The 12081-nt window shown below is 43.7% G+C and carries 5 protein-coding genes and 1 pseudogene; 1 reads left to right on the forward strand and 5 read right to left on the reverse strand.

Features of this window, described 5'->3' with window-relative positions:
* From HWX15_RS04350 to HWX15_RS04370, 5 genes and pseudogenes are all read right to left on the reverse strand, one after another.
* Positions 1-2582: pseudogene (locus HWX15_RS04350) on the reverse strand (YSIRK-type signal peptide-containing protein); the annotation flags it as partial.
* A gap of 226 nt (positions 2583-2808) precedes the next feature.
* Positions 2809-4689 (reverse strand): beta-N-acetylhexosaminidase, encoded by a 1881-nt coding sequence (locus HWX15_RS04355; RefSeq protein WP_175880380.1) that lies wholly within the window; start codon positions 4687-4689, stop codon positions 2809-2811.
* A complete protein-coding gene (locus HWX15_RS04360) occupies positions 4683-5552 on the reverse strand; it encodes an ROK family protein (RefSeq protein ID WP_175880381.1) in 870 nt (289 codons plus the stop codon). The genes HWX15_RS04355 and HWX15_RS04360 overlap by 7 nt, the downstream gene beginning before the upstream one ends.
* 83 nt (positions 5553-5635) lie before the next feature.
* Positions 5636-8281, reverse strand: a complete 2646-nt coding sequence (locus HWX15_RS04365) for an alpha-mannosidase (protein ID WP_175880382.1) — start codon at positions 8279-8281, stop codon at positions 5636-5638.
* A gap of 205 nt (positions 8282-8486) precedes the next feature.
* Positions 8487-9767: a glycoside hydrolase family 125 protein gene (locus HWX15_RS04370; RefSeq protein ID WP_175880383.1), complete on the reverse strand. Its 1281-nt coding sequence runs from the start codon at positions 9765-9767 to the stop codon at positions 8487-8489.
* A 170-nt stretch (positions 9768-9937) separates the two neighbouring features.
* On the opposite strand from HWX15_RS04370, the gene HWX15_RS04375 reads away from it, so the two are divergent.
* Positions 9938-12034, forward strand: coding sequence for a GH92 family glycosyl hydrolase (locus HWX15_RS04375; RefSeq protein WP_175880384.1), 2097 nt, complete (start codon positions 9938-9940; stop codon positions 12032-12034).
* Positions 12035-12081: the final 47 nt, after the last annotated feature.

A 12081-nucleotide genomic window follows, 5' to 3' on the forward strand; every position in this document is an offset into this window, starting at 1 on the left:
TTCGCATCATTAGCTTTTGTGCTTTCCGCATCTGTAGATGTTGCTGTTGTTAGAGCTTCTTTATTGGTTTCTGCTCCATCTAATTTGCCTTTGGCATCTTCTATAGCTTGTTTTGCTGCATCTACTTGAGTTTGATCCGCATTAGCATCAGCTATTACTGTTTGTCCATTTTTTATCGCTTCATCATACGCATCCCTTGTTGTTTTATCTGCATTATAATATTTAAAGTTTCCTTTAACGTCAGCCTCTTGACCTACTACTTGTCTTAACTCCGTCTTATTTCCTTGTTCAACTAACAGTCCAGCAGCAGTATCTAATTTCCCTTTTATAACTGCTACTTTTTCTAATGCGGCACTGACTTCATCTTTAGTTGCATTTCCCTGTTTATTGATGATAGTCGTTACTTCTTGTTTTATTGATTCAATTTCTTGATTATACTTCTCAAATTCTTTATTGTATTCAGCAATGCTCTTAGGTGTTTTGGTATCTGTTGCTACCTTTTTTAACCCTTCAACTTGTGCAGATAAATTAGTCTTTTCATCACTTGTCGCTGCTGGAACTAAAGCTTCTTGTTTTGCTAAAAGTGTTGAAAATGCCCGTTTATAATCTGCTGTTGTTTTTAACTCTCCCTCAAGAAGCGTTTTTACTTTTTCAAGTTCCTCTGTGTATGCTGTTTTAGTAGCATCTGTTTTTCCCGCTTTATCCTCTGTTTCTGTTTCAAGTAATTTATCATAAATTCTTTGCAAGAGGTTTTTGGCAACACTGCTAGTATCTTGTTCAATTGAAAAATCTAAACCAGTAACCGGAAGTGCATAACCTAAATACGGAGATTGATAAGAAAGCCCTACTTCTTTATCTGTTGCATTACTAATTCGTACTTTATATGAAACTGCACCCTTTGGAAGTTCTATATCACGGCTAGTAAAAGAACCTCCTGTACCATTAGGTTTATTGTTCTCCTCTGCTAATTTTTCATTCACTTGATTTTCTGTCAATCCATTAGCATTTAGCACTTCATTTCTCGTAGTACCATCTTTAGCTGCAACAACCGTTTTATCTTTATCTTGCACAGCCTTTTGAGGATAAAATGTAGTTGTATAAATACTACTTTCTGTCCCATCTTGTCCAATCGAATAAACTTCGACCTTATATCCTGCTTTAGTATTGTTAATATCTCCAGAGTATCCTGTTTTGAAAGCAACTTTTATTCTAGACCCATCGTTTGAAGAATATGCACGAAATGTTTTCTCAATACCTTGAAAGCCTTTGACAGCTTTTGCAGTAGAAGCTCCCCCTTCCCCAACTCTTACATAGGTAGAGTCATCATAAGCTGTTTCTGTATGATTTTTATAAGATCTAACTTTCGTTAGAAAAAGCATATACTCACTAGTTCTATCAAATGACTGTTCTCGTAGCCAAACCTTTCTGTTGGTGTCATATTGATTATTTGTCGTATTAAGTGTTTCAACAGGGAATACGCCTCGGTCTGTCTTTCTTGCAATTGCAAATTTACCTTGCTGTCCATCAGAAGATACAGCTCTCCAACCACCAAACTCGTCAATTTCAGTAACGCTACCTTTAGCTACATTTTTAGCTTTTCCTAACTCATCCATACTTTGGATTTTTTTATTATTTTGAATGGTATCCGGCAAACTTTGTAACGTAGTTGCTAACGTTTTTAAATCCGCATTCTCTGCAGGTGCTGTGTAAGTCTGGTGTGCCGATGGATCAGTATCAGTCGTTGTCTCACCTGTTCGGAATGGATTATTTCTATCTAGGGCTTGTCTATTACGTGGATCATGTTGTCCTGAGTTTGCGATAGAGTTGCTTCCTGTAGCTTTCTCAGTATTGCTAGCTTTCTTACCGACAGTCGCTTTTCCTTCTGTGGTATCTAGTTTAGGACTTTCCACTTGCGCTTTAGGCTTACTACGTAAACCGCTGCTCGCTGTCATAAAGAGTCTTCTATAAGCTTTTGTCAACTCCTCTTGACTTGTGGCTGTTGTTAGGGCAAGTTTTGCTAATTCTAAATGTTCTTTAAGGGTTGCAACACTTTCATCTGTCTTAGTCGCATAGCTACCTGAGGCTAATTTAGCATCAATTTCTGCTACGTAATCTTCCAGCTGTTTTTTATCCAAGTCAGATGTAGCTTTTTCTTCTGCTTTTTCTGTTGCTGAAGCAGTCGATGATACTACTGGCGCTGGAGTGGCAGTAGTAGATGTCTCTTCTTTCTCTTTTGAAACAGTAGGTGATTCGACTGATGGTGCGCTTGCATCAGTAGATGTTGGAGTAGTTGTTTCTTCTTGACCTTTCGGAGCAGTAGTCTCACTGCTACCAGAATTTCCATCCAACTGACTGACTACTGGAGTCGCCCCGTAGGTTCCATTCTGGACATCTGGGTCTTTCAGAGGTGAGCCTTGTGTTTCCTCATTAGTTGGGGTTACACCTTGCTCTGTGGCAGACACTGTCCCATTTCCTGGAAACATGAACAAGGCTGCTACTGCAACACTAGCAGCACCAAAACTAACCTTGCGAATCGAAAACCGCAAGCGTTTTTCTCTATCTTCATTACCTTTATAAAACATATATCATTTTGCTCCTTTTCCGATAATTATCGGTTAATATATAATGGAAGGACAAATAAAAAGCCCCCCCCCTAAAATATTTATGCATATTTTAGACTGGCATAATTTATTATACTCTTTTTTGTTTTATAAATCAAATGTTATGAACTAAGCTTGGTATGATGCATCTTAGCCAATTCTTCTGTTTCACGCGAAACACCCTGCGCCAGGCAAGGTGTTCTTGTTTTTAAGTTGTATAAATCGTTGAAGCTGTCGCAATGGTATGCCATTGGTTGGCTGTTGTGGCTGCGAAGCCCTTGTCTGCGTAGAAGTCGTTAAATGGCAGAATTTCTACTTCCAGCTCATCGATGCGATCAAGCTGGCCAGCCAGATAAGCCTCGATACGGCTTTCTGCTCGTTTGATGCGTTGCAAGAGTCCGCCCATACGGATATCAACTGTATCCAAACCAAAGACCTTGTTTTCTTTTAGCCATTGGTAGCTAAAGAGAGCATGGAAGTGTTCGATTTGGCTTCTGAGTTCTGGTAATTCTTGTCTTGCGATTTCTTGCAGGCTTTCTTTATCAGCTTCTTTGTAAGCCTGACGAATGCGCCGTCCCACATCGACTTTGCTACTTAAAATAGCATTCAACTGAGCCTGAGTTTCAAAGAGGTAAGCATAATTACCAGCTTTTTCTTTAATGTTAGTAAGCGTCTCAGCAGCCTGAGCGAAGTGCGATTTGTCCTGTTCAGGTGTCATGTGTCGGTCAAGAATCGGACAGAGAACATCCTGATAAAAGACATAGCGGTTGGGATTGATGCCACTGAGATTGTCCGGCAAATCTGGCAAGAGGTTGGCAAGGTCAATCTGCATAAAATCTTCAACCGATAAACCTGTATTGGTCTGGAAGTGTGCAGACAAACGGTCTAGGTCATTGCGATAGCTGAGTTCTGCCCAGCTTTGCAGACTTGGTAGGATAGAAAACTGGGCTGTTTCCCCACCATTGTCCCCCCAACCCGTCACAATGACTTCTTTAATCTGATTAGCACGGCAGGCTTTATTAGCCTCAATAGCTACTAGACGGCTGAAATGGTTGTGAGGTGTAAAGCCAATCCACTTCCAAGCTCCACCTGCAAAGGCAAGGTCATGGCTAATCTTGTGATGGTTGCGGAAATTGCGATTGTATTTTTCCTCGCTATCCTGATAATAATCCCAGTAAACTAAGGTCACACGGTCTTTGAGGCGGTCTAGGCAGACACGCGTTTCCTCTGGAATTTCCACATCACGGTCGTACTGGCCATCTGCTGACATAAGTTTAAAGAACATATCGCTCCACATTTGGCAGTGGAAACCATATTTGTCAGCAATATCCAGCACGCGCTCCAAGTGTTGGCACATGAGGAGACTACGATCCACAACACCGTTGAGGATCAGGTAGCGTCCCAAACCAACCAAGTGGGCTTCGTCCATCCCAATATTAACCTTGCGAGTTTGTAGTTTAGATAGAGTAGCAAACATGCCATCAATCAGGTCATAAACTTTTTCTTCGCCAATGAGGAGAATATCCTCCACATCACGGAGCTCCTGCACTTCCTTGACACCCCATTTGACGAAGGCTGACAAGTGGGCCAAGGTCTGGATACATGGCACAAAGGTCATGTCAAACTGCTGGGCATAGGCTTCGATTTCCTGCAACTCCTCAGCCGAATAAGCCCCGCGGAAATAGCCAAAGTAAGGCTGCCCTTCAATCTGGTAAGTGTCTTCCATGTAGAGCTCAAAGATTGAGTAGCCCATGAGAGCCAAGACCTCTATCATCTGCTTGGCAGAAGCCACATTCAGCACCGCATTTCGAGAACAGTCTGCCATGTAGGCTAAATCTTCATAAGCTGCCTGTTCCTCAATCTCTACTTTATCAGCTTCTGCAAGAGCTGTTACCAACAGGGACAAGGAACGATAAAGTTGGTGAGGCTTGCGGTAGGTCAATTGATAGTGGCCACCCTCACCCTTGATAGAGATAGAGGCTTGGTCAGACTGAGTGACAGCCACTTCAACATCTGGCAGAGAAATGTGATTTTTTAATACTTCAATAGCTTGCGCTTGTTTGGAACTAAGTCCTGTAAATCTTACCATTGGTTTTCCTCCTGTAGCCAGTTGACAAGGGCACCGTAGAGATTGGCATCTGCATGATAGGTGCAGGCTTGGATGACAGGTACGACCGTGTATTCTTCGTAGGTATCGACAAAGTCATCTACAGCCTTCTTGACACCTTGAATAAAATCTGGATTTTGACTGATAGAGCCTCCCAGGCTAATGACATCTGGGTCGATCAGATACTGAATATTGAGCAAGCCTTGCGCCAGATTGCGGTTCATGCGCTCAATGGCTTCTTGACAAAGGGCATTTCCTGCTTCGGCCTCTTGGTAAATTTTGCGACCGTCCCAATCAGTCTGACCAGATTTTTCAATCACGTAGCGTACCATATTCCCAGTTGACGCTAGTTGCGACCAGTTGTTGAGCTTTTCAGCAGGGGCAAGGGTGGTCATGTAGCCAAATTCTCCACCCAGACCGTGGCGACCTCGATGAAGTCTTCCATTGATAATCATAGCTCCGCCAATCCCTGTCCCAATCACGACACAGGCTGCATTTTCAAGTTCTGGATGAGCCAGTAATTCACTGAGTCCAACGCAGTTGGCATCATTTTCCAGATGGACAGGTAGTTGATGATTAGTAAGCGCCTCATACCAAGAAAAGCCGTGGATATAAGGGACGGCACTGAAGCCATCAATCACACCTGTCTCTTGATTGACCGCGCCTGGAACGCTCATAGCAATCCCGCTATAATCCTGCTCTGACAAGCGCTGGTCTAGCCAAGCTAGTAAATCCTCCAAACTTTCAGGCGTTGGAATGCTTGTCTTATCCAATATTTTCCCATCAGGAGTCAGACTGGCAAACTTAATTCCAGTCCCTCCGATATCAATCGTTGCAATAGTCATTGTTTTTACCATAAAAAGGGGCAAATCAGCAGTTAGTTCTTACCTTTTCGCCCCTCCTTTCTTTTTATGTTTACTTTTTGAAATTAAATTTCTTCTTTTTTAATCAATTCTGTACGAATCTCTTGTGGTGAAATGAGGCCTCTATGAACTGGGTATGGTCGTTCAAGTAGGTCAAGAATGGTTTGTTGATGTTCTGATATGCGCACATTTTCTTGACTCATATTATAGTAACGGAGGACATAGCCTTCTTCATTTTCCGCCACTTTAAAGGCTGTTGGACAGATTTGCGGTATGCTGAGAACAGAATGGCTCAAGAGGCTACCAGTCGCAGCCACGCTTCCTTCTTGTCTAGCAAGCTGAAGGCTGGTAAATGGTGTCTGCAAGGCTTTGGCGCGACGATAGGCTGAGAAGCGTTCTTGGGCTTGGTGGCATTCAAGAGCAAACTCGACTTCAAACTCACGCAAGCATTGTGCTTCTGGTGTTGGGAAATAACCCCAGTCACCTAGCTCACCTGACGCACGCAGAATAGTCACTGCAATGGTGTCGTCTCCAAGGATTTCGTATTCATTCAACCCCTTGTTGGATACAGTCACACCTTTTTCATCGTCATACAGACTAACAAAGGCTTGTTGGTGTTGAGGATTTTCAGGATTTTCCCATGAAGCTGCTGGTTTGTTTGGTCGTGTCACCACCTCATAGATGCTTTCAGAATCATTGCTTGGACGCGTGTTGTGAGTCTTGACCAAGAGACGGATACGGTGGTCTTTGGCAGTGTTAGTAAAGCGAGTCTTGCAACGGATTTGTGGATTGTCGACAAAGACAGTCATCTCAGTTTCCAGAGGAATGCTTGTCAATTCTTCTGAACGTCCAGCATCACGCTTCATAAACTCGATGATGCCTTTTTGCTCTTCTTCTAGTTTTTCATCCGCACTGACAGGCACAGTCAATTCATGTTTGAGCAAAATTTTAGCATAGCGAGCTGTGTTTTCCAAGACCTCGTAGCCCTTAAGCTCTGCATAGATAGGCTCTGTTCCTTTTGGTTGGAAGTAGATATACTCGTTTCCGATGTCACCACGGTCTTCGAAGCGGATAAAATCTTCGTAAGCTTCGTGAGTTGTCTTGTCATAAACTGTGATAGTGTCATCCACACTCACCGTTACAAATGGCGTATCAATCACTCCGTTTTGGTAAATGCCTTCACGGTGTTCTTGCTCTCCTTCCAGCAATTGGAAGGTTGTCCAAGAAAGTGGCGCTAGATGAACTGGAATGGTCACGCGCACTTGTCGAGCGATACGAGCTTGGCGGAACTTGTCTTTTGGTAAATCGTACTCAAAATTAGCCCCAAGGTCTTCGATTTTAGCCTCTACAGGACGACCATTCAAGTCCTCCACACGGTAACTTGGCAAGGTAAGAGCAGCCATCTTCTTGTATCCCTCTGTTGGGTGTAATTCCTTGAAATCACAAGTCTCCACATCAATCACTGTGCTGACAGTATCAACCTTATCATGCAAGCCTGTGTTAATAACCGTAAAGAGATAGTCACTTTGAGCCTTAGCCGTAGCAATTTTACCCTTCCACTCGTTGAGAAGATTGGCCTTAACAAAGTTTCCTACTTGATTGACCTTGGCAAAACGAGTTTCCATCTCTCGGTGAACTTCGTCCACGCTACAGCCACAGATGCTATCATGTGGCGCATTCTGCAAAAGAGTTTTCCAAGCATAGGTCAACTGATCCTTGTGGTTATGACCCCCAGTGATAATCGTCAAGGGTTCTACAACTTGCTCTAGGAGGTTGCTATTTTCTTGGAAGGATTGTTTGAGATAAATACGAGATGAAGAAGTGTTGGCAAGTGTGTACCAGCCATCTGTTTCCTGACTGGTCAACTCGCCTGTCACCGTTGATAATTGCTCTGGTAGGGCACTTTCCACGGCTTGGACATATTCATCAAAAGAACTATGAACAAAGGTTACATCTGGGAAGAGTTCATTTGCCACACGAATGGCTTCACTCAGATTTTTCTGCACAGGCTGGTGGTCACATCCGTTCATCATCAACCACTGGTTGGTCGAAGCGTAGGCACGCACATCTGACAATTTTTGTTCCCAGAAGGTCAAGGCCTCATCTTTATCAACTGGGATTTCATTCCCGTTACTGTACCAGTTGGCAAAGAGAATCCCGAGGACACGACTTCCGTCCGCACCCTGCCAGTACATTTCTGAAAACTGTGATGTAAACTGCTCATCTTCGAGAACTTGGTTGTCAAATCCAATCGGCTTCACACCACGGCCAAAGGCTGCCACGCGAATGCCTGATTTTTGAAGGATTTGAGGCGCTTGCCCCATATTTCCAAAGGTATCCGGGAAGTAACCAACCTGAGTTGATTTGCCCCATTTTGCACATTCTGCTTGACCAATCAAGGTATTGCGGACGTTGGCTTCACTGGAGATCAAGTAGTCATCCTGCAAGATATAAAAGGGACCAATCTTCAATTTTCCTTCGTCAATGTAGCGTTGGACTTTGTCTCGATTTTCAGGGCGAATTTGCAAGTAGTCGTCGAGGACAATAGTTTGTCCATCCAAGTGGAAACTCTTGAACTCAGGGTCATTTTCAAAGAGATCAAAGAGATTGTCAAACAATTCCACCAACTGCATACGGTGGCTTTCAAAAGGCAAGTACCACTCACGATCCCAGTGACTATGTGAGATAATATGTACGACAACATTTTCCATGAAGTAAAACCTCATTCTAAATTTAAATTTTTATTGTTTTAAATGTAAATTTGTGATTCTGACAAGAATCGGTTGCACTAATACTCAATGAAAATCAAAGTGCAAACTAGGAAGCTAGCCATAGGCTGCTCAAAGCACAGCTTTGAGGTTGCAGATAAAGCTGACGTAGTTTGAAGAGATTTTCGAAGAATATAAATCACGCTCCTTAGCGAATATCTAGGTAATCCAAGACCAATTCACAGAACATCATGTTGGCCCAAGAGAACCATTCACGAGAATAAAGAGTTGGGTCATCCACGTGGAAGCTTTCATGCATGACACCTGTCCCCCCATCGCAAGCAACCAGCTGATCCAGCAAGAATTTCTTCTCTGCCTTGTCTCTTGTTGTCAAACCTTGTATAGACAGAGCGATTGGCCAGATATAGCGATAGAAGGTATGAGAACTTCCGAGGCCGCTAGCGTATTCTCCTTGGTAGAAGTATGGATTTTCAGGGCTCAGAATGGTGCGACGAGTTGCTTGATAGACTTCGTCGTCAATATCGCAATAGCCCAGATAAGGCGCAGCCAACAAACTTGGTACATTTGGGTCATCCATGATGCTAGCATTTCCTAGACCATCCACTTCAAAGGCATAAATCTTTTCGCCCTTGCTGTTGCTTGTGTAGGCGTAGTTTTCAATTCCTTCTTGGATTTCAGACTGGAGGCGCTTGGCATCAGCAATAATACTCTCGCTATCAGCTAGGACTAGTTCTGCAAAGATTTCTTGGACATAACCCAAGACTACTACAGCAAACATATTTGACGGAATCAAGTAGCTATATTGACAACAATCATCACTTGGACGAAAAGCTGACCAGGTCATGCCTGTCACTGCAAAATCAGGGCCAAATCCATCATTTACCAGTGTATCTTCCTTACGATCGGTATCACGAACAAAACGATAAGGTGAGTTCTTGTGGTCTTGTTCCACCGTCCAAAGATGGAGAATTTCCTTAGTCGCTGCGACAAAAGTCTCATCAAACTGACTAGTCTCGCCAGTCTCTTTCCAGAGGAGATAAGCCAACTGCAAAGGATAGCAAAGCGAGTCCACCTCATACTTGCGTTCCCAAATCCAGCCATTAAGGTCTGTGTGGTCAGTCTCATGGTGCCCCTTCCAGTTTTCCTCAATGTTGAAGGAATTGGCATAAGGATCCTTGAGTACCAAGGTCATCTGACGTTTGACTAAACCTGCAATAGTCTGACGCAGGAGGGCATCTCTTTTAGCCACATGAAGGTAGGGTCTGAGTTGAGCTGTCGAATCCCGAAGCCACATAGCAGGAATATCTCCTGTGAGTACAAAAGTTGAACCATCTTCTAAGATTTCAACCGTATTGTCCAAGGTGTCTGTGTAGCAACGCTCGAAAACATCCACCCACTCTGGATGGTCCTTAGCCCGTTCTGCTACTTCATCTAGCCATTCTCTAACAATTTCTTTTGAATAAATCATCGTGCAGTATCCTCTTTCAAACAAGTTTCATTTTCAGTATATAGCTTTTGAGACAGAAAATACATACACAAATGATAGTCATTTTTCTACAAAATAGTTATCTTTTGAACCCCATATCTAAAGGCTCTATTTTTCTGATATAATGTAGAAAAACAGCTAAAGGAAAGACTATGAAACCATTACTTGAAACCATCGATACCCGATTTGGAACTGCCAGCAAGCATGCCTTTTCTCGGGGAAATACTCTGCCATACACAGGCGTTCCTTTTGGGATGAATTACTTTGTACCCCAGACCAGTGACCAGGATGGATCTTGGTTTTTCGATCCGCATCTGCCTATCTTTCAGGGGATTCGATTAACCCACCAGCCCAGTCCTTGGATTGGCGACTACTCTTGGCTCCTTCTGATACCTGTCACAGGCCAGATTAGTGGTGACAGTCTCTTCCATCGTCAGTCTTCTTATGATATGGATAAGGCCTCTTTCCAACCCCATTATCTGAAAATTTTCTCCCTGCGCTATCAGATTGAAACCCAGCTCACACCGACTTGCTACGGTGCTTCTATTCGTTTGAATCAAAAGCAAGGCAAAGCCCTCTCCCTCTATCTCCACGTAGCAGATGAACTGACCGTGGAGCAAGTAGATGAGCGGACTCTTGCCCTACGACAAGAAGGAAAAACTGAGACCAACAAAAATCCACTGATACTGTTCACTACCCTGCAAATGAATACGGATATTCTTGCTGTCAGCCAAGAAGGTGAAGACTGGCGAATTGACTTAGCAAGTAGCCATGCTGAAATTCAGCTAGCGACTTCTTTCATCTCTCCTACTCAAGCACTGCTTAATCTACCTCAAGTAGATTTTGATAACTGTAAAGCAAATGCCCAAGCGGACTGGGAAAATCTCCTCCATCGTTTTGACATTATAGAGACAGGAGAGGCTGATCGAACCTTCTTTGACCATTGCCTCTACAGACTATTCCTCTTCCCACAGACTTTTTATGAGGTTGATGAATCAGGGCAAGCCATCCACATAGATTTGGCTACTGGAACTGCCAAGCCTGGTGTCCTCTTTAGCAACAATGGTTTCTGGGATACCTTCCGCACCACCTTCCCCCTCTTTGCCCTTGTCATACCGGAACACTACCACCGCTTTTTAGAAGGCTTTCTCAATAGCTACCGCGATACTGGTTTCCTTCCAAAATGGCTGGCTCCAGATGAACGGGGTATGATGCCAGGTACCCTTTTAGACGGCATTATCGCAGATAGCGCCTGCAAGGACATGGCTCCCGACTTGGAAGAAGAACTCCTTCAAGCCATGCTTGAAACAGCCAGCAAGTTCGACCCTCTCGGCATCAATGGTCGTCACGGACTAGCCCAATACCAAGAACTGGGCTACCTCTCTACCGACCACCACGAAAGTGTTAGCCACACCCTAGACTATGCCTATAGCGACTTTTGTATCGCCAGCTGTGCCAAAAAACTTGGTCAGAATGACATCGCGGAAACCTATAGGACTGCTTCACAAAATTACCGCCATCTATTTGATGCTGAGACAGGTTACATGCGAGCGCGAGACAGTCAAGGCAACTTCCGCTCTGACTTCTCTCCTTATAGTTGGGGACGCGACTATGCCGAATGCTCTGCCATCCAAGCAACTTTAGGCGTCCTCCACGACATCCCTGGCTTAATCCAACTTATGGATGGAAAAGAAGTCTTCAGCAACTATCTTTTGAAAGCCTGTCAAGATGCTCCCCTCTTTGAGACGACTGGCTATGGTTACGAGATTCACGAAATGAGCGAAATGGCTACTGCTCCTTTTGGACAAATAGCCATTTCCAACCAGCCTAGCTTCCACATTCCTTATCTCTTCCGCTACAGCAATTACCCTAACTACACTGCCCTTCTTATCAAAACCTTACGTCAGAAAGCCTTTCACCCAAGTTGGCAAGCCTATCCTGGAGATGAAGACAATGGTAGCCTCTCTGCTTGGTACATCTGGTCGGCTCTCGGATTTTATCCGACCTGTCCAGGAAAATCAAGCTATGATCTCGGAATCCCTCTCTTTGACCACCTCCGTATTTACCTAGCTAAAGAAAATAAATGGCTAGATATTCATACTGAGCAAAACCACAGCCACTTCAACTTTGTCAAAGAATGCCGACTGGACAAAAACCTAGTATCAACTATTCAACATCAAGACCTCCTAAAAGCTGAGCAGTTAACCTTTACACTTAGCTGGTTGCTAAGTCAGCCGTCCACTTCCTGAAATGCAAAAATCTCCTAGCAGACTTTCCTGCTAGGAGATTTTCTTAT

It is taken from the genome of Streptococcus thalassemiae (assembly GCF_903645285.1).
Classification (GTDB): Bacteria; Bacillota; Bacilli; order Lactobacillales; family Streptococcaceae; genus Streptococcus; species Streptococcus thalassemiae.

What these genes read in the sequence shown, in the direction of transcription:
- HWX15_RS04370 (WP_175880383.1), bottom strand. Translation starts at nt 9,767, where the DNA reads ATGATTTATTCAAAAGAAATTGTTAGAGAATGGCTAGATGAAGTAGCA.
- HWX15_RS04375 (WP_175880384.1), top strand. Translation starts at nt 9,938, where the DNA reads ATGAAACCATTACTTGAAACCATCGATACCCGATTTGGAACTGCCAGC.
- HWX15_RS04365 (WP_175880382.1), bottom strand. Translation starts at nt 8,281, where the DNA reads ATGGAAAATGTTGTCGTACATATTATCTCACATAGTCACTGGGATCGT.
- HWX15_RS04355 (WP_175880380.1), bottom strand. Translation starts at nt 4,689, where the DNA reads ATGGTAAGATTTACAGGACTTAGTTCCAAACAAGCGCAAGCTATTGAA.
- HWX15_RS04360 (WP_175880381.1), bottom strand. Translation starts at nt 5,552, where the DNA reads ATGACTATTGCAACGATTGATATCGGAGGGACTGGAATTAAGTTTGCC.